This is a genomic window from Litoreibacter albidus (assembly GCF_900107015.1).
In the GTDB taxonomy this organism is placed as follows: domain Bacteria; phylum Pseudomonadota; class Alphaproteobacteria; order Rhodobacterales; family Rhodobacteraceae; genus Litoreibacter; species Litoreibacter albidus.
The window spans coordinates 61,207-84,223 of sequence record NZ_FNOI01000007.1; the positions used below are offsets into that span (position 1 = coordinate 61,207).

The 23,017-nt window shown below is 58.5% G+C and carries 17 protein-coding genes; 8 read left to right on the plus strand and 9 right to left on the minus strand.

The genetic code is table 11. From position 1 onward, the window contains the following. Positions 1 to 135: 135 nt before the first annotated feature. The 3 genes from BLW66_RS14585 to BLW66_RS14595 form a co-directional block, all read right to left on the minus strand. A complete protein-coding gene (locus tag BLW66_RS14585; protein WP_089947894.1) occupies positions 136 to 3,240 on the minus strand; it encodes an efflux RND transporter permease subunit in 3,105 nt (1,034 codons plus the stop codon). Then, on the minus strand, positions 3,237 to 4,424 hold the full coding sequence (locus tag BLW66_RS14590; protein WP_089947895.1) for an efflux RND transporter periplasmic adaptor subunit: 1,188 nt from the start codon (positions 4,422 to 4,424) through the stop codon (positions 3,237 to 3,239). Before BLW66_RS14590 ends, BLW66_RS14585 begins: the two co-directional genes overlap by 4 nt. A 101-nt stretch (positions 4,425 to 4,525) precedes the next feature. Then, positions 4,526 to 5,023, minus strand: coding sequence for a lactoylglutathione lyase family protein (locus BLW66_RS14595; protein ID WP_089947896.1), 498 nt, complete (start codon positions 5,021 to 5,023; stop codon positions 4,526 to 4,528). A gap of 101 nt (positions 5,024 to 5,124) precedes the next feature. On the opposite strand from BLW66_RS14595, the gene BLW66_RS14600 reads away from it, so the two are divergent. Beyond that, positions 5,125 to 6,003 (plus strand): LysR family transcriptional regulator, encoded by an 879-nt coding sequence (locus BLW66_RS14600; RefSeq protein ID WP_089947897.1) that lies wholly within the window; start codon positions 5,125 to 5,127, stop codon positions 6,001 to 6,003. A 200-nt stretch (positions 6,004 to 6,203) separates the two neighbouring features. Further along, positions 6,204 to 7,406 carry an aminopeptidase P family protein gene (locus tag BLW66_RS14605; protein ID WP_089947898.1) on the plus strand — a complete coding sequence of 401 codons (1,203 nt, stop codon included), beginning with the start codon at positions 6,204 to 6,206 and terminating at the stop codon, positions 7,404 to 7,406. Positions 7,407 to 7,432: 26 nt separating this feature from the next. Here BLW66_RS14605 and BLW66_RS14610 read toward each other — a convergent pair whose 3' ends face one another. The 4 genes from BLW66_RS14610 to BLW66_RS14625 form a co-directional block, all read right to left on the minus strand. Next, a complete protein-coding gene (locus BLW66_RS14610) occupies positions 7,433 to 8,773 on the minus strand; it encodes an HlyD family type I secretion periplasmic adaptor subunit (protein WP_089947899.1) in 1,341 nt (446 codons plus the stop codon). Beyond that, the gene (locus BLW66_RS14615; RefSeq protein ID WP_089947900.1) at positions 8,766 to 10,832 is read right to left on the minus strand and encodes a type I secretion system permease/ATPase; all 2,067 of its coding nucleotides are present in this window, start codon (positions 10,830 to 10,832) and stop codon (positions 8,766 to 8,768) included. Before BLW66_RS14615 ends, BLW66_RS14610 begins: the two co-directional genes overlap by 8 nt. Before the next feature lie 17 nt (positions 10,833 to 10,849). Beyond that, on the minus strand, positions 10,850 to 12,853 hold the full coding sequence (locus BLW66_RS14620) for a hypothetical protein (protein ID WP_089947901.1): 2,004 nt from the start codon (positions 12,851 to 12,853) through the stop codon (positions 10,850 to 10,852). 157 nt (positions 12,854 to 13,010) lie between these two features. Then, positions 13,011 to 14,741 (minus strand): hypothetical protein, encoded by a 1,731-nt coding sequence (locus BLW66_RS14625; RefSeq protein ID WP_139254575.1) that lies wholly within the window; start codon positions 14,739 to 14,741, stop codon positions 13,011 to 13,013. Positions 14,742 to 15,721: 980 nt separating this feature from the next. Between BLW66_RS14625 and BLW66_RS14635 the strand changes: the two genes are divergently transcribed. The 6 genes from BLW66_RS14635 (at position 15,722) to BLW66_RS14660 (ending at position 21,766) form a co-directional block, all read left to right on the plus strand. Then, complete coding sequence (locus tag BLW66_RS14635; RefSeq protein WP_244508661.1) at positions 15,722 to 16,285, plus strand: helix-turn-helix transcriptional regulator; 564 nt, start codon at positions 15,722 to 15,724, stop codon at positions 16,283 to 16,285. 13 nt (positions 16,286 to 16,298) lie between these two features. Next, on the plus strand, positions 16,299 to 16,799 hold the full coding sequence (locus BLW66_RS14640; protein WP_089947904.1) for a hypothetical protein: 501 nt from the start codon (positions 16,299 to 16,301) through the stop codon (positions 16,797 to 16,799). Between the two features lie 216 nt (positions 16,800 to 17,015). Continuing rightward, positions 17,016 to 18,032: a UDP-glucuronic acid decarboxylase family protein gene (locus BLW66_RS14645; protein WP_244508662.1), complete on the plus strand. Its 1,017-nt coding sequence runs from the start codon at positions 17,016 to 17,018 to the stop codon at positions 18,030 to 18,032. Further along, on the plus strand, positions 18,029 to 19,030 hold the full coding sequence (galE, locus tag BLW66_RS14650) for a UDP-glucose 4-epimerase GalE (protein ID WP_089947905.1): 1,002 nt from the start codon (positions 18,029 to 18,031) through the stop codon (positions 19,028 to 19,030). The genes BLW66_RS14645 and galE overlap by 4 nt, the downstream gene beginning before the upstream one ends. Continuing rightward, the gene (locus BLW66_RS14655; RefSeq protein WP_089947906.1) at positions 19,014 to 20,867 is read left to right on the plus strand and encodes a glycosyltransferase family 2 protein; all 1,854 of its coding nucleotides are present in this window, start codon (positions 19,014 to 19,016) and stop codon (positions 20,865 to 20,867) included. Before galE ends, BLW66_RS14655 begins: the two co-directional genes overlap by 17 nt. A gap of 11 nt (positions 20,868 to 20,878) precedes the next feature. Next, a complete protein-coding gene (locus BLW66_RS14660) occupies positions 20,879 to 21,766 on the plus strand; it encodes a glycoside hydrolase family 26 protein (RefSeq protein ID WP_170833493.1) in 888 nt (295 codons plus the stop codon). Positions 21,767 to 22,031: 265 nt separating this feature from the next. Here the strand turns inward: BLW66_RS14660 and BLW66_RS17985 are convergent, their stop codons facing one another. Then, on the minus strand, positions 22,032 to 22,196 hold the full coding sequence (locus tag BLW66_RS17985) for a hypothetical protein (protein WP_170833494.1): 165 nt from the start codon (positions 22,194 to 22,196) through the stop codon (positions 22,032 to 22,034). 35 nt (positions 22,197 to 22,231) lie between these two features. Further along, on the minus strand, positions 22,232 to 23,008 hold the full coding sequence (locus BLW66_RS14665) for an ABC transporter permease (RefSeq protein WP_089947908.1): 777 nt from the start codon (positions 23,006 to 23,008) through the stop codon (positions 22,232 to 22,234). Between the last annotated feature and the right edge of the window lie 9 nt (positions 23,009 to 23,017).

Consider the following 23,017-nt stretch of genomic DNA (forward strand, 5'->3'; position numbering starts at 1 on the left):
TCGTTGCTGCGCCGCAGCAGGTAGGGCAAATCTGGGCGGCCATCGTCACAGCGAAACGGACCGGTCGCCACGTTATTAGGCGCGATTGCCGGTCTTCGCCCAAGAATTGGGCGGTGGAAAGGTGCCGTATGGAGTTTAAATAGTCGCTTCGCCGGCGGCCTGCTCATTGTGTAGGCGACGCGACGCCATACCAGGCGCTGCCCCCCAGACCGCAACCCAGCGATAGAACACCGGCGTCAAAAACAGGGTGAACACTGTCGCGAAGCCAAGCCCGCCGACGATCACCCAACCGACGGCGATGCGGGCCTCCGCGCCTGCGCCTGACGTCAGGATCAGCGGCAAGCCCCCGAACACGGTGGACACCATCGTCATCATCACAGGGCGAATGCGCAGCCGCAGCGCATCACGGATCGCACTGTCGATATCTTGGCCTGCTTCTCGTAGCTGGTTGGCGAATTCGACGATCAGGATGCCGTTCTTGGCCATTACGCCGATCAACATCACCAAACCGATTTGGCTGTAGTAGTTCAACGTGCCGCCAGTGATTGATATCGCCAAAAGCGCGGCAGCCAGCCCGAAAGGCACGGTGAGCATAATCACTAAGGCGCTGGCGAAGCTTTCAAACTGGGCGGCAAGAACAAGGAACACCACGATAAACGCCACCCCGAAGACCATGTACATGCCGGATTGGCTGTCCCCTAGCGCGGCGGCCTCGCCGGTGAATGCGATACCCATCGTGTCGGGGAGGTTCTCGTTCGCCAGCTCTGTTAGGCGCGCCATCGCGGTGCCAAGGTCCACGCCGGGGGAGAGGTTGGATTGCACGGACACCGCTAAAGAGCCCGCCTGCCGCGTGATCGTTGACTGGCTGACCACTGGGGTCAGGGTCGCCGCGGCGGAGAGCGGGATGTATGCGCCACTTGGCAAGCGTAAGAAAATGGCCTCAAGATCGGACGGGTCATTGATTGGTGGCCCACCGGGGATCACGCGCACGTCGGTTTCAGTATCGTTGTTGAACACGCTGACGGCGACACGACCTTGGGTCATGGCACTTATTGTCTGGGTAATCTCCGCCTCGCTAAGGCCGAAGACGCTGGACATCTCTTCGTCAACGCGGACTTCATACTGTGACTGAACACTATCGCCTGAGAGCTGCGGATTGGTGAACATATCGTCGCGGGCCATGGCTGCGACGAGCGCGTCGGCCGCGTCGGTCATGGCGTCGACGTTGGTGCCGGTTACGGCAAATTGCAGGCCCCGACCGGCACCCCGAATGTTGAGGCTGTTGGTGGAGCGCGCCGCGACTTGCACACCGGGCACCGTGTTTAGTTGCGCGCTGATGTCGGCGATGATGTCTTGCTGCGATCTGTCTCGGGTGCTCCAGTCCGGAAGGCGCACGATGATGAACGCGCTGGTCCCGCCGCCGACGCCGATGATGCTTTGCACGGCGCTGATCTCGTTGCTTTCGCGGAAAGGGGTTAGGATTTCTTCGATCTGTGCGACTTGCGTGTCGAGGTAGTCGACGGTCGTATCTGGCGCGCCGCGTGCTTGTATCAAGAAGAACCCGCGGTCCTCTGTCGGGGTGATGCTGGATGATAACGTGTTTGCGGCACCGGCGGCGATGATCGCAAACCCTATGCCGATGGCCAGCACCACAAGAGGCGCGCGGATGGCTTGATCCATGACCCAGTCAAACCCGCGCGCGAGCTTGCTTGGGGCGCTGGGGGATGCCTCATGCGTCACCTTGCCTTTGCCTGGATCAAGGAAGGCAGCCAAAACGGGCGCCAAGGTCAGCGCGGCGATGGAGGACAGCGTGACCGCGAAGGCCAGAACGAAACCAAACTCACTGAACACGCCACCAGCCTGCCCCGGCAGGAAGGAGATAGGGATGAAGACCGCTGCCAGTGTTGCGGTGGTCGAGATTACGGCAAAGAACACCTCATTGGTGCCGGAGGCGGCTGCTGCATACGCGCCCAGCCCCTGTTTGCGTTTGCGCACGATGTTTTCGACCACGACAATTGCGTCGTCCACGACCATCCCCGTGGCCAACACCAGCGCCAGCAAACTGATCGTATTGACCGAAAATCCCGTGATCCAGATTGCGGCGATAGTCCCGACAAGCGCCACTGGAATTGTGACGGCGGGAATAAAGGTGGCGCTGGGAGAGCGCAGAAAGGCGAAGATGACCAAGATCACGATGGCGGTGGCCATGCCGATGGATTTCACGACCTCGCTCATCGCCCCTTCAATGAAGACACCGTCATCGGACGTGATCAACAGGTCTATGCCGTCGGGCAACCCCGCTTGAAGCTCCGTGACTGCGGCGCGCACATCCTTCGATATCTCAAGCGTGTTGCCCGCAGATTGGCGGCTGATGTCGATTCCGATTGCTGTCTGCCCGTTCACGCGCGAACTGACGTCGGAATCCTCGGGCACCAACTGAACGAACGCAACGTCCGCCACACGGGTTTGCGCATTGATGGATATCTGGCCGATGCTTTGGGCGGTCACTTCGGCATTGCCCACCCGCAGAGCCAAGGTCTGGGATGTGCTCTCTAGCGACCCAAGCGGAGTGTCGTCGCGCAGATCGTTCAAGGCATCGGTGACGTCGAACACGGTCAAGCCACGGCTTAGCAACGATGGGATATTCAACGTAACGCGGAATTCGTTGGCGCGGTTGCCGCGCACCGTGACCTCGGAAATGCCGTCAATCAGGGAGAGCCGGTCGTAGATCGCCCCCTCCGCCAATGCGGTCATTTCGTCGAGTGTCGCATCCCCCATAATAGCGAGGCGAATGATGGCGTCGGCGTTGCTGTCACTTTTTGACACGCTTGGGTCGTCTTCAAGATCGTCAGGCAATTGCCGCATTGTGGCGGCTACGATCTCCCGAGCCTCGTTCGCGGCGACATCGATGTCTGTGCCCTCGGACAGGTCGATGGTGATGCGGCTGGAGCCGGTACTGGAAGAGGATTCAATATAGGACAGCCCCTCAAGCGCGTTTAACGCGTCCTCTAAAACCTGCGTTATTTCCTGATCTACGGTTGAGGGCACGGCGCCCTCATAGGTTGTGCGCACTGAAATAACCGGCTGATCAACATTCGGCATTTCACGCACGTCAACGGAGTTCAGCGCCGCCAACCCTGCGATGAGGATGAGCAGGTTAATCACGATGCCAAAAATAGGGCGGGCGACGAAGAGGTCGGCCATGCCCCTGACGGCGCGTTTCAGGGCTGGCGCGCTCATGTCGGTTGCTCGCTGGATGGGGGGGCGGAGGGTCGGGCCGGTGCATTCACCCGTTCCGCTTGCGGAACTTGTTCTTCGGCGGCGTGGTCACCCACATCCATGATTTTCGCCCCCGCGCGCATTTTTTGCGCCCCCTCGGTGACGACCATCGTTCCGGCGGGTACATCTACGTCGAGCCACACAAGGTCATTGCGGCGGTGCACAATGGTGATGGGTTGTTGGACGGCAGTGCCGTCCTGCGCAACCCAGATGCGGGCCCCGTCACGCGACCAAGTTACCGCTGTCGAGGGCAGGGCCGCCATGGGCGCGGTTTGGTCAATCAGGCGAACGGAGAAGGTCATGCCAGGCCATAGATCGCCGTCCGCGTTTTCAACGCGGGCTTCGACGCTAACACTGCGGGTGGTGGGGTCGATGCGACTGTCAAAAGACGTGATGTGCCCGGTGAATACCCGGCCCGTAAGTGACGGTGTCCCCAGCAAAACCTCGCGCCCCTTGGCAAGCAGCGCGATGGAGCGTTCGGGCAATTCAAAATCAACGATCAGAGCATCTGCGTTATCAATCGTGACGATGGCCATGCCTGCGCCCAGTGTGTCGCCAACGTTGAGGTCACTCAAGCCCAAGGTGCCCGAGATGGGTGCCAGAACCGTGCGGTCATCGAGCGCAAGTTGCGCAAGGCCTACGTTCACCTCTGCCAGTTGTTGGGCCAAACGTGCATCTGAAATCGCAACGTCGGATACCGTGGCGTTACCTGTCGCGCGAAGGCGTTCGTAGCGGGAAACCGCGTCGCGAGCTTGTGCCAGCTCTCCTTCGGCTTTTTCCAGATTGAGGCGCTCTACACGGTCGTCAAGTTGCACCAAGCTATCGCCCTGAGATACCTGCGTGTTCGGTGTGAGGTTCAGCGCCGTGATTTTGCCGGACACATCTGACGTTACCGTCGCGCTTTGCAGGGCTTTAGCGCTGCCGACGGCGTGCAAGGTGTCCCCATACGGCATCAAAGTGAGCGGGGTGAGAACGACGGAGGTGGCACCGCCACCGCGCCGCCCAGCAGGTCTGGTGTTGCTCGCCGCGGGGGTTTCCGTTTCGGCCCCGATAAAGGGCGACACAGACGCCGGAACACCGAACGACCAAATATACGCGCCAGCAACAAAGGCTGCTGAAGCGATAAGCACCAAAGGTTTCTTCATTCTCAACGTATCCCGCGACTGTTCGGGGGATTGAACGTTGCGGCCCACCGTTTCCGTCGCACTAAATGAAATTAATTTTCAACCAAGGTGGATTTTTGTTCTCACGAGTACGCGCCACCTGAATAGGTAAGCTCGTAGCTGTGGCTGTAGAGTTCAAACACGATTCCGAAGGGGTCCTCGACGTAGACCATGCGGTAAGGTTTTTCGTCGGGGAAGTAAGTGCGCACCGGCATACGTTGTTTGCCACCGGCGGCGACGATTTTCTCCAGCAGGTCCTCTAGGTTCGGGTCTTGGATGGCGAAGTGGAACATCCCGTGTTGCTTGAAGTTCAGGTTGTTATCTGGGGCATGGTTGCCTTCCATTTCGAATAGCTCGATTCCGATGCGATCAGCGGTGGCGAGGTGCGCAATACGCAACTGGCTCCAACCAGGTCCGAAAACGTCAGTACACATTTGCCCGATGTCGCTGTCGTCCTCAACAACTTCGGTGGGCTGCATGATGATGTAGAAGCCTAAAACGTCGCTGTAGAATTTGATAGCGGCGTCTAGATCGGGGACCGACAAACCGATGTGCGAGAAAGAGCGTGGTGTAGGTGTCATGGTGGTTTCCTTTTAAATGTGACTTGGGGCGAAAATAGCTGGAACATGTCTGGATAAAAAATTATCATTTCAGATTATAATCATAACTATTGGTAATTTCCTTGCTGAACGCAACTTGGTTGGAAACCTTCACGACCCTGTGTGAGGTCGGTCACTTTACCCACACGGCGGAGCGGCTGGGCATGACGCAGCCAGGTGTTTCCCAGCATTTGCGCAAGCTGGAGGCGCAGGTTGGCAAGCCGTTAATCTCTCAAGAGGGCAAGTCGTTCACTGTGACACCAGCGGGTGATGCGGTCCTATCTGTCGGTAAGGCGCGGCGGACGCAGGAACGCGCATTGCGCGACGCCATTGATCAGGACAATCCCAATGCGGGCACCGTGAGCATCGGCTGTTCGGGCAGCTTCGCGCTTTGGGCCTACCCGCGCTTGTTAGACCATATGGCGCGGGCGCCCGAGTTGGTAATCCAACTGACCGCCGCCCCACAGGCCAGCATCGTGCGCGACGTACTAAGCGGTGATTTCGATCTGGGCGTCCTCGCGTCAAAGCCGGACCACCCGCGCTTGGACGCGAGTCCGTTGACGGCGGAGGAGTTATGCCTCGTGGTGCCAGCGGGATATGACACCGCCGACTTAAACCTGCACCAGCTTAATGAACTCGGGTTCGTGGCCCATCCAGATGGGAATACTTATGCGGACGATCTGTTGTCGTTGAATTTCGCCGCTGACTATCAAGGGGCGGATAGCTTGCGGGTTAGAACGTTCGTCAACCAGATCGGCCAAATTCCGGCCCCCGTTGCACGGGGGCTTGGGTACACGATCCTGCCACGGTCGGGGCTTGAGGCGTATTCCGAGCGACACAAGCTGGACATAGTGCCGCTGCGTAAGCGCAGGTTCATTGATCAATGGCTGATATCGCGGCGCGGGCGGTCCGCGTTTGCCCGTGTCGCGGCGGTGCGCGAACTGATCGAGCGTCGCAGTTAGTCTGGGGCGTTGAAGACGCTTGCCAGAATGGTGGATGTTCGGGCATGTAGAAGTATGGGTGGGCGATGGCGTCGCCAGCAATACTTTGCAAACCTGACTATCATCTTCCTGAACGCCGGGACTTTTCTTTGCCGTTTGCACGGCTGGGGGAGACCGGCTCCCCCGCTGCGCAACGGCTTACCCCAGAAGGAGCCATTGCGATGGATCGTCCAGAATTTTACCGTTTCCACCAAGGAGAGAAGACCCTCCCCTTCGCGCTGCAAGAGTATGAGGCGCGCCTTTCGAAACTTCGCGCGGACATGCGGGCGGCGGGGGCTGATGCCTGTGTTTTCACATCAATGCATAACATCGCGTATTACTCCGGCTTCCTGTATTGCGCCTTTGGCCGCCCCTACGCGCTGGTCGTGACGGATCAGGATTGCGTCACCATGAGCGCAGGGATCGACGCGGCCCAGCCGTGGCGGCGCAGCTTCGGCGACAATATCACCTACACCGACTGGAAGCGGAACAATTACTGGCGCGCCATCTTGTCGGTGACGGGGACCGGAAAAGCCATCGGATATGAGGCCGATCACCTTACGTTGGCGCAGCACACGCTTCTTGAGGACTTCCTGTCGCCAAAGGCCTTGGTGGACGTGGCCCCAATGACGATGCGCCAGCGGATGCACAAATCTGCGGCGGAGCTGTCGTTGATCCGTTCTTGCGCGCAGGTTGCGGACGTGGGCGGCTATGCCATTAAGGATGCCGTCAAGGTTGGCGTGCGTGAAATTGACGTCGCCATGGCGGGGCGCGATGCGATGGAATTGGAGATCGCCAAGCGCTTCCCCGACGCAGAATACCGCGACACTTGGGTGTGGTTCCAGTCTGGCATCAACACCGATGGCGCGCATAATCCGGTGACGTCGCGTGCGCTGCAATCGGGCGACATCTTGAGCCTGAACGCCTTCCCGATGATCAGTGGCTACTACACCGCGTTGGAGCGGACCTTGTTCGTCGACACAGTCGACCCCGCAAGCCTTGCTGTTTGGCAGGCCAATGTGGCGGCGCATGAATACGGGATGAGCCTGTTGAAGCCGGGCGTTAGTTGCGCGCAGGTTACCGGACAAATCAATGCGTTCCTAGAGGAGCGCAATCTTCTGCAATACCGCACCTTTGGGTACGGCCATTCCTTCGGCATCCTGTCGCATTACTACGGACGCGAAGCGGGACTGGAGTTGCGTGAGGATATCGACACCGTGTTAGAGGCCGGCATGGTGATATCGATGGAGCCGATGCTGACGATCCCCGAGGGGACGGCAGGCGCAGGCGGATATCGTGAGCATGACATCCTGATCATCACGGAAGATGGCAACGAAAATATAACGGGCTACCCCTACGGCCCAGAGTTCAATACTGTCGGTTAAAGCTAGCGAAAAGGGGCAGTAGGCGACTACTGCTCCCTAAACGCGCGGTTCATGCTGTCGGTGATAGGTTTCATCAAGTACTGAAAGAACGTCCGCGCTTCGGTCTGAATCATGATCTCTGCGGGCATGCCCGGCGTGGGGGAGAAGCCCCTAACGCGGTCCAGCTGTTCTGGCGACACGGATACGCGGGCGATGTACACCTCCTGCGGCATCTCTTGGCGGCGGTCGAGGATGGCATCGGCAGAGACATAAAATACCTGACCCTCGAGTATTGGCGTCGTGCGTGCGTTCAACCCTGTGAGGCGAACGGTGGCCATTTGCCCTTGCTGAACGACGTCGACTTCGGTGCGCGGCACGCTGGCCTCAATGATCAGCGGCTCGCCCGATGGCAAAATCTCCGCAATGGGCTTACCGCTCTCAATAACGCCGCCGGCGGTGTGATAATGCAGCGTGACAACGGTGCCAGACACCGGCGCTAACACCTCCGAGCGCCGCAGTATGTTCTCCGCGCGGCGGGCCTGCTCGCTGACGCTTTCCAGTTCTGATTGCACAAGTTGCAACTCATCTAGCGCGGCACTTTGCCGTTCGCTGATGGTCTGGGCGATCTGGGCCTCGTAGCGCTTGGTCACCTCGGTTATCTCGCTGATCTCCGCAGTGAGACGCCCGACCTGACCTTGGGCTTCTGCGATAGCACGCCGGAGCGCGTTGACCTCCGTGCGCCGGATCAGGCCACGATCCAGCAGTTCCTGCTTGCTCTCTAAATCCTCATGAAGAATTTCAAGCTGGGTGCGGGTTGCGTCAAGCTGGTAGCCGTAGCCGGAGGAGCGAACGGTCAAGGCTTCGATGCTTTGTTCAAGTAGCACGATATCGTTTTTTAGTTGGCGGGCGGCGGCGTCGAACGTCACTTTCTGGCTGTCCAGCATGGACGCAATGCTGAAATCAGACCGTAGGGTTTCGATGTGTGGCGGGAACACAAGTCGCTCCGCGCCGCTGTGCTCCGCAAGAATGCGTACCTCCATCGCCTCTAGGCGGATCTGCCGTAGGAAGAGTTCGCGTTCCGTCGCTAAGGCAGCGGTTTCGTCCAGTAGCAGGATTGGCTGGCCGGCGGTGACGGTGTCGCCTTCCTCAATAAGGATTGAGTTAATGATGCCGCCCTCAAGGTGCTGCACAATCTTGTTGCGGCCTGTCGCTACAAAGCTGCCTTGCGCGATAACGGCGGCCGCCAACGGGGCCCGTAAGGCCCACGCACCGAAACCACCAAAAGACAGGACGAACAGAAGTAGCCCGAAGATCATGTGCTTGCTGACGGACCGCGGGACGTCGTCATACCATTCGGCGGGGGCTGTGTGGAGGGTGACATTAGACATTTGGTTGGCCTCCTGGCCCGCTTTGCCCACCTTGTGCAGGGGGAAGGTTGCCGTTTTGCTGGTTGCGCTGGGCAAGTTGTTGCAGCACCTGCTGGCGGTAGCCGAACATCGCGATGTTGCCATCCGCCATCAGCATGATCTTATCGACCACGCTAAGAAGGGACGGCTTTTGGGTGATGACGACAACGGTGATGCCGTTCTGGCCCGCGTGCTGAATTGCGTTCGCCAAAGCGCGGTCCCCCGCGGTGTCTAGGTTCGAGTTGGGCTCATCCAGCACCAGCAGGCGCGGGTTGCCAAAGAACGCACGGGCCAACGCAATGCGCTGCTTCTGACCGCCCGACAGGGGGGAGCCGTCGGCCTGCACCATCGTCTCATAGCCGTGGGGTAACATCGCGATCATATCGTGGACGTCGGCCAGCATGGCGGCGCGATGAACGTCCTCGTCGCTGGCTCCGGCGCGCATGCGGGCGATGTTTGCTTTGATGGAGCCGGGGAACAGCTGCACGTCTTGCGGCAAGTATCCGATGTTTTCGCCAAGCTGGCGCGGATCCCAATTGCGCAAATCCATCAGATCAAGCCGTACGTTGCCAGAAGTGGGAAGGATCGACCCCACAAGCATTTTACCCAGCGTGGTCTTCCCCGCGCCGGAGTTGCCGATGACGCCCAAGGACTCACCGGGGTTCAGGCCGAAGGTAAGCCCGTTCAGGATCACCTGCTTGGTGCCGGAGGGGACGAAAAGCAACCGCTCTACGTTCAGGCGGCCCTCGGGGTTTGGCAGAACCAGCTTCTCAAACCGTTGCACGGAGTTATGCATCAGCGCGCGCACCCTGTCATAGGCAGAGCGCGACATGATGAAACCGTTCCAGCCTTCAATAGCACCCTCAATGGGCGCGAGGGCGCGGCCTGCGATGATCGACGCCGCGATGACCATGCCGCCGGTGATCTCGCCTTGGATGGCCAGATAGGCCCCCCAGCCCAGCATGGCGATCTGCGTAAGCAGACGCGCGGCGCGGGACACCGCCGCCCACGCGATGTTGCGGTCTTGCGCGCTGACTTGGGAGCGCAACGAGTCTGCGGTATCCTTACCCCAGAGCGCTACAGCCTCGGGAACCATGGCCAGCGCATTAATGATCTGGCTGTTGCGGGTCATCGAATCCAGATGCATGTTGGCCTTGCTCTGCGCCAGATTTGCGGCGGCAAAGGGCTTGGCAGTGACCTTTTGGTTGATCATGGCAATGACCATCAAGATCACGGCAGTAGTGACAACGATCATGCCCAGATGCGGATGGACGAGAAAAATCGCAAAGATGAAGAACGGCGCGAACGGCACGTCTAGAAACGAGATCAAGGTGCCGGAGGTCAGGAACCCCCGTAGCAACTGCAAGTCGCCCAAGGTCTGATACTGGCGTCCATTGTCTTGCAAAGATGCGTGGGCGGCCGCGCTTAGCACGGGGGCGCCGAGGCGCACCGCGACCTCCACCGCCGTGCGCATCAAGATGAACCTGCGCACGGCGTCAAACACCGCCTGCAACACCACCGCGCCGACAATCACCGTGGTGAGCATTACCAATGTGTCGAGCGAACGACTGGTGAGCACCCTGTCAGAGATTTGAAACAGATAGATAGGGATCGCCAGTACCAGCAAGTTTGTGGCGCATGTCAGCAGCATTACAAAGGACAGATTGCGCCTGACGATCCGCGTGCCCGCATGAAGTTGCTGGACGAATTGGTCGGGCGCTGCGCGTTTGTGAAAGCTGGGGGTGCCCCCGCCACCACCGCCGCCGCCACCTTTGCCACCACCATCGGAGGTCGGGGGCTTGCCGCCGCCGTCGGATTTCAGGATCGGTCCTGTGTCCCCCTCGATCTGGTCGCCGCCCAGTCCTTTGGCGCGCATTGGCGCGTCGTTGCGTTTGCTTTTGAACGCAAGAGGGTCTTGCGGGTTGACCCGCAAATCGGGCGTCAGCGGCAGTGGTTCTGCTTTGCGTGCGGTGGGCGAGGCGTCGTGGGTTTTAGATGCAGGCGCGGCTTTTGCGAAGCTCTTGGTATCATTCAATGTCATGTGAACTGGGTATCCTGTTAGGCCAACATCGACTGCATCACATCAGAGGATGCGGTGCTTTCGGACGCGGTTGCGGTGATAGGTGCATCGGCGGGGCCCATGTCGGGGGTCATCATGTCGTCGGCTAGAAAAGCGACGGCCTCCGACGCGAGAGCAGGCATGTCGACGCCCAGCGGATCCGCGTTTGTGTCGATAAGCTCTGCTTGGTAGAGCAAGGCGTCGTCGTACACGTCGCCGTTCACGGACACTTCGGAATCCACGCCATAGGTGTTTATGCTGGCGATGTTCACCGTGGAGTTCGAGCCAGCGGTGACTGTCGCGCTGGTGCCCGTGGCCGCCTCAAAGCTGTCGAGCGCCAGATGCACCTGATCGGAGTCGCCCAAGATGTTTGTCTGCTCAATCCAGTTGATGGTGGTCAGGTCGCCCTCAATGTAGAGCACGCGCAGGATTTCAACGCCCTCAAAGACACTGTCATGCGCGACGCCAGTGCCAATGGATTGTGCGCCATCTGCTAGACTGTCGCTGGCGGAAGCGAAGTTGTCCTGCATCTCGCCGTAGCTGTCGACACCCACCGCATTGATGATCGCGCCGTTGAACAGCAGGTTGTCACTGCCGCTAAAGTCGCCCGCAACGTCGCCGGAATAGGTCACCGTATCGTTGTCGACCATCACGTTGACTTGGCTGATCCAATCAACGGATATCATGCTGCCACCGATCATGATCAGGTCGTAGCCGAACCCCAATTCGGCGAAGTCGGTCAGGTTTACCACCGTGTTGTCGCCCAAGCCGATGTAGGTGTTGGCGCTACTGAACGTGATTTCAGCGCGATCGTTGTCAGTGACGAAACTGTACTGGCTGATCTGGTTGACGCTGATCAAGTCACCCTCAATCCGCGTCACGGCCCAATTCGACGGCAAGCCCGTGGGTGGGGGCGCGGCGTCACCCTCGGCGTCCAGTGGCGGCGTTGTTGCCGTGATTGTATGTGTCACCGCGTTCATCACGGTGGACGTGCCCGCGTCCGCGAAAGTGCCGTAGTCGATATCCATCAGGACATTGATCTGCGCGACAACGCTGAGTTTGACCACGTCGCCCATCACCGAAATGACGGGGGCGTCGAGCCACGCGGAGGAGATCGCGACCTCGTTGATCAGGGAGTTTGCACCGGCCACCACAGCGTGCCCGTCGTCTATTTCGGGGATCGTGTCGTCCCCCATGGCGGGGCTTAACCCGTCGAAGGGATCAGGCCAATCATGCCCATCCGCCTCATCGTCTGGCACATCGTCATCCTCAGTTTTGATCGCGGGCCAAAGGTCAGTAAGGGTGGGCAGTTCGTCGGTGTCATCACCGTTGACGTGTGTGCCTATCGCATCGACGCCGTGCATCATATGGGCGGTAACACCAGACAGGGTCGACACCGTGGCGGCCCCTGCAAGCGTGTGGAGCGCTATTGCGTCCTCGGTTGCGGTTTTCCCCGGGATAAGCCTGTCCGCATCAAGCGGTGCCCCGATGGCCGCCGCCACAGTCTGCAGTTGTGCAATCTGCTCCCAGAATTCAGCAGGGTCGGTGAAGATGGTGTCGCCGTTGCCCAACATTAAGATGTCGTTATCGCTCAGATACGCGGCTTGTGAGGTGATAACGGCGACGCTGGCGGGTGGATCAAGGATCAGCTGCGGACGCCCGCCACCGCCGGTAATCTGCATGTAGATAGAAAGCGAGTTGGCAGGGGCTTCGTTGATGAAGGGCAGGGCGGCGGAGAGGCCGGTTAGGTCTGCGAAGAACGGGCTTGATACCTCGGAGGCCGGACCGATGGGCGGCCCCTCGGAATACCGCAGGTTGGGCGTGTAGCCATCAAGTGTATACTTTGCTTGGAAAGTAAGACCGGGCGCGGCTAGAGGATCACTGTCGGGATCCGCCGCTTGGAGCGCCTTAAATTTATCGTAGGCATCACGCATACGCGCTTCTTCAATGCCGGTATGAAATATACCAATCATGTGAGCGACCATTTCGGTCATTTTGTCCATTAACATCGCAGCCTCGCTTTGAGTTAATTTGAGCGCTCTCCTCGGGTCGTTTCTTGGTTTTGTTGCGCAGAATGTAGCGGGTCGATTAAAAAGGTAGCTTGTCTAAATATGGGGTCCGAGCCCGACTCTCATCGGGCTCGGAGATCGTTTCTAAGGCTTATGCGCCGTCGCCATCGTCGCCGATGTAGCTGGAGCTGAACGAGCCGCCAACAACCGTCATATCGACAGTGTTGCCAAGCACGTTGGCACCTTGCACGATGGTCTGGTTGAACGCAGATGTATCAATCTGCGAAGCTGCGGATGCGAAGGACTCGCCGGTGACATAACCGTCATCACCGTTGCCCGAGCCCCACATGCCAGCGTTGCCACCAGCACCGCCGCCGCCAGCGTAAGCGTCACCGCCCGCGCCACCAACTCCGCCGCCAGCTTGGACGCCGCCGACTTGAGCTTGGCCGCCAAACGCATCGCCAGAGCCACCGCCCCAAGCGTGTCCGCCGTAGCCGTCACCACCTGCGCCGCCGTTGGCTGCGTTCTGTCCGCCGTAGCCAGCCGTGCTGTTCATCGCACCGGAGATTGCACCAGCGTCGCCGCCGCCGCCGCCGTTTGCGTTCCCAGCGTCAGCCAGTCCAGCACCCATGCCGGTTGCACCGGACATAGCACCGGCACCACCGCCGTCACCGCTTGCACCGAGGCCAGCACCAAAGCCAGCACCTAATGCGTCTGCGTCGGCTTCACCGGTGGAGCCATTGTTCGCTCCGGCAAGGCCAAGGCCTAACAGGCCAAGTCCGGCGCCAAGGGCACCTGCGTCGCCTGTGTTGCTGCTGTCTGCACCAGCACCGGCTGCACCGATCCCTGCGCCAACACCGCCAGCGATACCAGAGTCGCCGCCTTCAGCGTTTGCACCTGACAAGGCAGTTCCTGCGCCAAGTCCAGCCGCCAATGAAGCAGCGTCGCCGCCTTCACCACCAGATGTACCAGCACCGGAGGACGCGCCCCCAAGGCCGACACCTAGGCCGACAGCAGTACCAGCCGCACCTGCGCCACCTGAGCCACCTGCTGCACCGGCGTGACCGCCGTTACCGCTTGCGCCACCAGTTGCACCAGCTGCACCGCCGATACCAAGACCACCTACGGCCCCGCCACCGTCAGCGTAAGCTGACCCGTTGCCTTTGCCTCCGTCTGCACCGGCAGAGATGCCGTCGTCAGACTTCGCGTGACCACCGGAGGAGTCATTGTCCTGCTGGAGGTTGCCGCTGTTGGACACATTGTCCAGCACGTCGTTGTCCGTCAGTTTGTTCGACTGCGTGTTGACCGTTGCGGAGTCGTTGCCAGCGCCGTTCAGGGCATCGTTCAAGATGTCCTCGATGTTCATGTCATCGCCGGGGCTGTAGTTCATATCGCCATTGGACATGACGATATCGTCGATGTTGCTGCCAGTCATATCAATGTCGGCAAAATCATCGTCGGTCGGCACCCAACCCGCCATGTTCAGGTCGACATCAACGTCGACATCCGTGGTGGAGGTGTTGTGGTTTGCGTTCAGGTTGCCATTCAGGTTCCCGTTCAGGTTGCCATTGGCGTTGCCGTTCGCATTTCCGTTTCCGTTGGAGTTGCCGTTTGAGTTACCGTTACCGTTATGGTTCCCATTCCCGTTGCCGTTCAGGTTACCATTTCCGTTCAGGTTGCCATTCCCATTGCCGTTCCCGTTGTGATTGCCGTTGTCGTTATCGTTATCACTGTTGGAGGACTGGTGCTGGCCTTGACCCTGACCTTGCAGCTGGGCCTGTAGTTCGGCCTGCGCTTGCAGCTGGTCTTGATCCTGATTCTGGTTTTGATCTTGATGACCGTGGCCGCCTATCGGGAAGAAAAAGTTGTTCTTGTTAGACATGTTGGTATCTCCGTAAATGACACCTACGGGACCGCCACTCTATCAAAGGCGACCAACGTGTAGATGCTGTATGGGATTGATGTTTGGTTTTGGGAACGTCGGACGATGACTCGATCCAAGGTTCACATGCTTCTGGATTAAATGCTTCTCGTTGGCAGTACCCCCAATGTTCAAGTCTCTCAGAGCAGGAGCGCAACAAGGTGATTCGGGCGAAATGCCCCGATGATGCCCCCCGAACCGGCACCTAATGTGGCATCGGCGATCACGTTGAATTCGTGATTGGCTTAGCTTCTACCGACTGGGCTGACTTCGTAAGCTGGACATAGGGTTAACGAATTAGCGACCCCACACTGCTTTGTTTTTGGGGGATAAAATCGGGAAAGTTATCGAAAGGTGTAGGCGAAATTTGCCTATTTTATAGTTATTTCGATATGAAAAATGGCCCACTTGAGGCGGGGATGTGCCGAGGATGCGACAAAGAAGTGGCGGACAAATGCCGGATTTAGTGATAGGTTAAAAAACAGTTAAGCGTTTTGGCAGGCGCCTTCGAATGCCTGTTTTGAGCGCAGTTCAGTTTTTGAATTTAGTTTTAAGTTAAGCGCGGGTGTTTCTGGGAAGCTTTGTTTACCCGATGACCGGATCACCCCGAAAGAGCCACCATAAGGTGGCCGGCACGCCTGTAATCCCTGCCTGACACGCTATACCCGCGTTTAGGGCAGTGAGCGAACGGCGCTCATTATCGGGAACATTGTAGCAAGACCCTTGGCGCCGTTTGTTTAGCGGCTGCCTGAATAATTAGTTATTAGTTAGATGAGTAAGCAGATATGAAACTTGCTGAGAAAAATATGAATGCCAAAACCGTCGGTTGCGTGTTTGTTGGCAACCCGCTGAGTTTTTCGGACACGGCGCTTAAACTTGTTGAAACGGAATTACCGTGCATCAGTTGTATCCGGACAGCTGCAGTTAATGATCTTCTTTTAATGGGGGAGGCACGCACAAATGCGGTGCGCCTTATTATCGTAGATGAATCCATGCTGGAGAATTTGGCTAAGGCCCTGCCGCAACTTCGCGAGGCCTTCCCGATGGCAAGCATCGCGCTCGCATTTCGCAACACTGAAATCGCACGCAACTTGGTGGTGCGTTTGCAAACGGACGCATCATGGGGGCAAGTCGGCTTCCTGCCGATGAACATTAACCTCGATTTCTGGCTGTCGGTTGTGCGCCTGTTGGCGGCAGGCGAATGCTATTTTCCAGCGGAACTTTTCGTGCGCAATCAGCCGGTATCGGAAGCCCCTGTTCAGCAAGAGGCCCAACCAGACAACGCCCGGGAATTGCACCCCTGCGAAGCGGTTCATCTTACCACGCGGGAGTTGCAGGTGCTGGAGTCTGCGGCTGAGGGCAAGCAGAACAAAATCATTGCGGATGAATTGCAGCTGTCGCAGCACACCGTGAAACTGCACATGCATCACATCATCGCCAAGCTGGGTGTTCACAACCGGACCGAGGCCGCGAATTGGTATCACCGACGTAATCCAGACGGGTGAGGAGGCAGGGCCGATGACCAAGGCGCAGGGCGCTATAGATTTTGACGCCTTCTTGCTGCTGATCGGCAAGCTCAACTACAGCTGGACCAACACCGAAAGCCTGCTGATCCATCTGATCGCGGGCCTATCGGGCATGGACAAAGAAATCGCCACCGTGGTGTTCCTGACGCTAAACACCACACGCGCGCGCATCGACATGGTGGAGCGTCTGGCCAAGTTGGACCGCATCGCACCAGAGGAGCGCGCGCGTATTCTGGCGCTGACGGGGCGGATACAACGTCAATCGGCGCTGCGAAACCGGTACAATCACTGCATTTATGCATTCGACAGCGATGGCGATAACCCGCGCTCCATCCTCATGCGGATAGCGGACCGCAAGGACAGATTGATGATGGGGCAGGTCAACGACCTGGACGCTGCGGCCGCAGAAGACGTTCGCGCGGCGATCGGTGAACTCCAGTCAATCAACCGCGACATATGGCAAACAGTGAGCGATCTTAACTACCCGGACTAGTCCCATTGGGGTGACCCTATTCCTATTGTTAGGTTCCCCCACTAAGTCGCCGCTTCTACAGTTAAATTACATTTTCATACGGTCTGGGGGCTGCTTGACAGACCTTGGTTGTCCACTGCTCAGGGTCGAATTACGGCCAGCTTTTTTCCACGGCTTGGACCACCTGTCTGCCTTTTCTAATTCACAAACCCAGACCGATTTTTCGGGGGTAACAAGGTGACTATTTTTACGTCGAACATTCACTCTCAAACGCGCCATGGTGTGCGCCGCATCTTGGTTGCTGGCGGTGCGGGCTTTCTGGGAAGTCATCTGTGCACGAAACTGATTAAAGACGGGCATCGGGTTGTTTGTGTCGACAACTTCCTGACTGGCCGTAGATCAAACATCGAACACCTGCTGACCCATCCCAGATTTAAGCTGATACGGCATGACATCATAGAGCGCTTGCCCGCCTTGGGGCCAGTGGACCAAATCTACAACCTAGCTTGCGCAGCCTCGCCACCAAAATACCAGTCGGACCCGCTTCATACGTTCAAGACCAATGTGATCGGTGCGATGAATCTTTTGGAAATAGCTGAGCGCAACAATGCGACGATCCTGCAATCCTCCACCTCGGAGGTTTACGGCGATCCAGAGGTCAGCCCCCAGCCGGAGGGATACCACGGCAACGTGAACACCGTTGGTCCGCGATCCTGCTACGACGAAGGCAAACGCGCGGTTGAAACGCTGTTTTATGAGTACCATTTGCAGCGGGGTGTTAGTACTCGCATAGCGCGCATCTTCAACACCTATGGGCCGCGCATGTCACCCAGTGACGGGCGCGTTGTGTCCAACTTTGTGGTGCAAGCTTTGGCGGGCGATGACGTGACCGTCTTCGGCGATGGCAGCCAGACACGGTCCTTCTGCTACATCAGCGACATGGTGCGCGGACTGATGGCCTTGATGAACGCGCCAGACAGCGTTTGCGATCCGGTCAACCTGGGCAATCCGACAGAGTTCACCATTCTGGAGCTGGCGCAGACGGTCATTGAGACGTTGGCATCGCCATCGCGCGTGGTGTTCTCACGGCTGCCTGTCGATGACCCCAAACAACGCAAGCCCGATATTTCGCGCGCGGCGGAATGCTTGGGCTGGGCGCCTCACGTGCCGCTTGCCGAAGGCTTGGTACAGAGCATTCCCTACTTCGCAGCAGAGGCGGTGCGTGCGCCTCTGAGATTGGTGGTCGCTGAATGAAAAAGGCGCGGTCCATATGTTTAACCGGTGGCGCGGGCTATATCGGCAGCCACGCCTGCCTTGCGCTTGCGGCGCGGGGGGCGAAGCCGCTGGTCGTGGATAATCTGGTGACGGGATCGCGGGATGCGGTTGAATGGGGACCGCTGGTCGAACTGGACATCCGCCATACGGAGGAACTCACCCAAGCTTTGCTCGCACGGGCGGTCGACACGGTTTTGCACTTCGCGGCCTCGGCCTATGTCGGGGAATCCGTGACCAACCCACGGGCCTATTATGAGAACAACGTCGGCGGTATGTTGTCCTTGCTGACAGCCTGCGCTGCAGCAGGTGTGAAAACCTTTGTCCTTTCAAGCAGCTGCGCCACTTACGGCGTGCCGAAGACGGTTCCGGTAACGGAAACCACGCCACAGCAGCCCATCAACCCTTACGGGATGACGAAGTTGATGTGTGAGCAGATGTTGAAAGACATCGCCCCACAGACGGGCATGTCCTACGGGATATTGCGGTACTTCAACGTCGCGGGTGCGGACGTTAGCGGCATGTTGCGCGAACGCCATGACCCAGAGACACATCTAATCCCACTGACCTTATTCGCCGCCGCCGGATGGACGCAGGGCCTCAAGTTGTTCGGGGATGACTACGACACAGAAGACGGAAGCTGCATCCGCGACTATGTGCATGTATCGGATTTGGTCCACGGACACATGCTGGCTCTCGAACACCTGAGTGCGCAGGGCGGGAGCCTGACGCTCAATCTTGGGAGCGGCCGTGGGACGTCCAACTTCGAGATTGTAGAGATGGTGGAGCGATTGACGGGGCGATCCGTCCCAGTGGAGATTGCGCCCCGCCGTGCTGGCGACCCGCCCATGCTGGTCGCTGACACCTCGCTTGCGTATGAAACTCTAGGGTTCAAGCCGCAGCGGTCTGATCTGGCGACTATTGTGGCGGACGCCGCACGTAGTTTCGGGGTGGAGGCTGTTCATGCAATTTCGGCCTGACCCCTTAACACGCCCCAGCGAAACCTTTCGCCAAGCTATCCTGACGGGGCGCCGACGCACCAAATACAGGATGGTCATCAGCGCGTGGGTAGTCTGCGCGGCCTTCTTTTGGTTGTGGTGGTTGCGGCCGGAACACAACATCGGCTGGGGCCGCTACTTGCTGGTGAGCGCGTGCCTGTTCTGGATTTTCTTCTTACAAGCATATTTTTTAGCCATGTTCATGCGGGCGCAGCAGGTGGCGAAAAATTTCGCGGTAACGGGCGACTGGCGCGTGGCAATGGTGGTGACCAAAGCCCCTGCGGAGCCGTTTGAGGTGGTGCGGGAAACCTTGCTGGCAATGCTGGCGCAGGACGTGGCGCACGACACATGGCTCGCCGATGAAGACCCGCAACCTGCCGCGGTTGCATGGTGCGAAGCCAACGGCGTCAAGATATCCACGCGCAAGGGTGTGGAGGCCTATCACCAAGCGCATTGGCCGCGCCGGACCCGCTGCAAGGAAGGCAACCTAGCCTATTTCTATGACCACTACGGGTACGAACAGTACGACATAGTCGCCCAACTGGACGCAGATCACGTGCCGCAACCCGGTTACCTGCGCGAGATGCTACGGCCCTTCGCCGACCCGAACATAGGCTATGTCAGCGCCCCCAGCATTTGTTCGCAGAACGCTGAAATGAGTTGGGCGGCTCGCACGCGCTTGCACGCCGAGGCGATGTTCCACGGGGTTCTGCAAGCTGGCTATTCCAATGGATGGGCCCCGATGTGCATCGGCTCCCACTATGCGGTTCGGACGAAGGCTTTACGCCAGATCGGTGGGTTGGGGCCGGAGCTGGCGGAGGATCACTCCACCTCCATGTTGATGAACGCGGCAGGGTGGCGGGGCATGCACGCGATGGACGCTATTGCTATCGGGCAGGGCCCCGCCAACTTGTCCGATCTTGTGACACAAGAGTTCCAATGGTCGCGCAGTCTGTTGACGTTGTTGCTGTCGCATACTCCGCGGTACCTACGCACGTTGCCGGCCCGCCAGAAATTTCAGTTCGTGTTCTCGCAGCTTTGGTATCCGATCTTTGCGGTGTTCATGGCGACGCTATTCGTGATGCCCATCTGTGCGCTGTTGTTTGATGTGCGGTTTGTGGGGGTTATGTATCCCGCCTTTGTGGCGCATATCTTGCCGACCGTCATCATGCTGCTGTTACTTGCCTACCTTGTAAGGGCCGACAAAATGTTCCGACCCTATGACGCTAAAATTCTGGGTTGGGAGAAGGCGTTGTTTGCCGCGTTGCAATGGCCGTGGGTTCTGTGGGGCTGCGTGATGGCGCTGCGTGATAAGCTCACGGGCAACTTCGTCGATTTTCGCGTGACGCCCAAAGGGGAGGCCGCGTCGTCGGTGGTGCCATGGTCGGTGCTGGCCCCGTACTTTGTGCTGGCTCTGGTGTCCTTGCTGCCGGTGATCTTCGCCAAGGACGTGTCGCAAGCTGCCGGTTTCTACATCTTCGCGCTGGTCAATGCCGCGATCTACACCAGCCTGTTTGCCATTATCGTTGTGAACCACTTGCGAGAGAACCCGATGTTGCACCGCAGGGTCACGGGAACCTTAGGCGCGCAGTTCGGCTGCATCGCGGTGCTGACCGCAGCGATCGGTTACGGCACGGTCGCGCAGGGCAGTGACGCGATTATTGCCTTGGCGACGACGGGCGGTGAGGTGCGCTTTATTCAGTCCGGCTTCGTCGTTGCGGGCGCGGGGCAGGGCAGGCGCGGACAAGTCCACGTCAGCTATAACTCGAACTGGCTATCAGACCTTATTTCAAACATGGATATTAGGAAGGGAAAGTAATGCTACCCCTCATGCATAAAAAGACCATTGGTGCTGGCGCTTTGATTGGCGCGATGATGATTGCTGCGCCTGTCATGCCGCAGTCACTGCCACCAGGCGATATTCCCTTTGGCGTCTTCGATCCGAGCGGCGATTTTAGCGACGTGACAGGCATCGCAATCGAGCACCTGTTTTTGCCATGGGAAGACGTGTTCTTGCCCAGTTTGGCTGAGGCCGAAACCTACTCCAAGGACCGTGGGCGATCTTTGCTTGTGACGATTGAGCCTTGGACGTGGACCCGCGACGAGCGCAATTCACCAGCTGTTCTACAAGCCGGTATCGCGGCGGGTGTGTACGACGAGACGATGACAACAGTGTGCTCCTCGCTCGGCTCGCTAGGGCGCCCATTAACGATCCGTTGGGCGCAAGAGATGGACGACGAAAGTGGGCAATTCATCTGGGCCGGATGGGCGCCGCAAACCTATGTGGACGCGTACCAAAAGATGATCGACATCTGTCGCGTGTCTGCACCTAATGCGTCTTTCATGTGGTCGCCCTTGGGGTTCGAGGACATGGCGGATTACTATCCCGGTGACGATTACGTCGACGTGGTAGGGCTGTCAGTGTTCAGCTTGGGGCCGTGGGAAAAGCAGGTACTCGGTGAGGAGCAGTCCTTCGATGATATCTTCGCCCCGCGCTACGCCCGTGCCCAAGAATTCGGAAAACCCATCATGATTGCGGAGCTGGGCTTCACTGGCGACGAGGAACACATGGCCCTTTGGGAGGCAGACGTGCGCAGCAAGTCCGCGCAATATCCTGAGTTGGACGCAGTGATCTATTTTAACCAGCGAGAAGTCTATCCATGGCCAAATGGATTCGGATTACCTGATTGGCGGCGCCCGCAAAACGTGACGAACTGACGGGCAAGCCGTGGGGTGGCAGATATAGGCGGCAATCGGCCAAGTCGGCTGGCGACAATTCGCGCAAGCTAACGGATTGAGTTCCCTCTCCTTCTCAGCAGATGGGCGGATGAACGCCGCGCATGGGCTGGCTTATGAGACACGTTTGCCAGCTTAAAACTCAGGCTGGCTTGACCGTTTAGCGGTTTTTAAGGCATTTCTCTCACATTAACGAGGATCGCGCGTCCTGAATGCGGTTCCGAATTGAGGAGAGAACAGTGGTTTTTCAAATGCACCGGCCTTTGGGCCGCACGATGGTTTTCGGGTTGGCAATTGTTAGCGCGGTAAGCCTTTCAACGACGTCCCGCAGTGCTGCCGCAGAGGCGACCGAAATCGCCAGCACGACGGGCAGCGGTACGTATGTTTGCTCCCCCGCTGGGTTCGGTAGCAAGTCGCGTTGCTATCGCCGCTGATCTTAGGCGAGGTTTAGCCGCGTTTAGCGTCGCTCCGCCAGCGCAGCGCGCGTCGCTCTACGACGCCAATGACGGCGTATTCCAGCACCAGCATAATAGCGACGAAGCTTAGCGCGTAAGCTAGGACATAGGCCGTCTCGAATAGCTGGAAATACAGATGTATCTGGAAGCCGACGCCATCACTGCGACCTAAGAATTCCACCACCAAGACAATCTTCCAGATGATCGCCAAGCCGTTGCGGGTGCTGGACGCAATGAACGGCCAGAGTTGTGGCAAGATGACGTGACGCAATCTGCTTGCGGGCCGCAGTTGGTAGGATCGGGCCATCTCGGACAGCTTGGGGTCCAATGAATGAACGCCCTCGCGGATAGTCACTGCGACCATAGCAGTCTTATTCAATGCTACTGCTGTAATAGCGGCAACTTCGTTCAGGCCAATCCATAAATAGCACAGCACGATAACCACGAGCGCGGGGATGTTCAGCAAGACAACAAGCCACGCACCGAACCACCGGTTTAGGGTGGCATTCAGTCCCATCGCGATGCCGATGATCAAGCCGAATCCCATCGCGAGCGTGAAGGCAAAAAAGACCCGCCGTAGGGTGGCAAAAAGGTGCTTGGTAAGCTCCCCAGACTGGCTTTCAGAGATCACCAAGGACCAGACGGCGGAGGGACTTGGCAAGATCGTCGGATCAGCCCCGACCCACGCCGCAACCGCCCACGCTATGATAAGTGCGCACAGCGATATTGCGACGACCGACGCTTGATTGGGAGCGGAGGGGTTTGTCATACGCGCAGG

Bases quoted from the DNA above. Each gene is read 5' to 3' on its own strand.
- BLW66_RS14635 (WP_244508661.1), top strand. From the start codon at position 15,722: ATGGGGGAGGCACGCACAAATGCGGTGCGCCTTATTATCGTAGATGAA.
- BLW66_RS14610 (WP_089947899.1), bottom strand. From the start codon at position 8,773: ATGTCTAATGTCACCCTCCACACAGCCCCCGCCGAATGGTATGACGAC.
- BLW66_RS14655 (WP_089947906.1), top strand. From the start codon at position 19,014: ATGCAATTTCGGCCTGACCCCTTAACACGCCCCAGCGAAACCTTTCGC.
- BLW66_RS14660 (WP_170833493.1), top strand. From the start codon at position 20,879: ATGCATAAAAAGACCATTGGTGCTGGCGCTTTGATTGGCGCGATGATG.
- BLW66_RS14605 (WP_089947898.1), top strand. From the start codon at position 6,204: ATGGATCGTCCAGAATTTTACCGTTTCCACCAAGGAGAGAAGACCCTC.
- BLW66_RS14615 (WP_089947900.1), bottom strand. From the start codon at position 10,832: ATGACATTGAATGATACCAAGAGCTTCGCAAAAGCCGCGCCTGCATCT.
- BLW66_RS14625 (WP_139254575.1), bottom strand. From the start codon at position 14,741: ATGTCTAACAAGAACAACTTTTTCTTCCCGATAGGCGGCCACGGTCAT.
- BLW66_RS14585 (WP_089947894.1), bottom strand. From the start codon at position 3,240: ATGAGCGCGCCAGCCCTGAAACGCGCCGTCAGGGGCATGGCCGACCTC.
- BLW66_RS14620 (WP_089947901.1), bottom strand. From the start codon at position 12,853: ATGGACAAAATGACCGAAATGGTCGCTCACATGATTGGTATATTTCAT.
- BLW66_RS14595 (WP_089947896.1), bottom strand. From the start codon at position 5,023: ATGACACCTACACCACGCTCTTTCTCGCACATCGGTTTGTCGGTCCCC.
- BLW66_RS14590 (WP_089947895.1), bottom strand. From the start codon at position 4,424: ATGAAGAAACCTTTGGTGCTTATCGCTTCAGCAGCCTTTGTTGCTGGC.
- galE (WP_089947905.1), top strand. From the start codon at position 18,029: ATGAAAAAGGCGCGGTCCATATGTTTAACCGGTGGCGCGGGCTATATC.
- BLW66_RS14665 (WP_089947908.1), bottom strand. From the start codon at position 23,008: ATGACAAACCCCTCCGCTCCCAATCAAGCGTCGGTCGTCGCAATATCG.
- BLW66_RS14640 (WP_089947904.1), top strand. From the start codon at position 16,299: ATGACCAAGGCGCAGGGCGCTATAGATTTTGACGCCTTCTTGCTGCTG.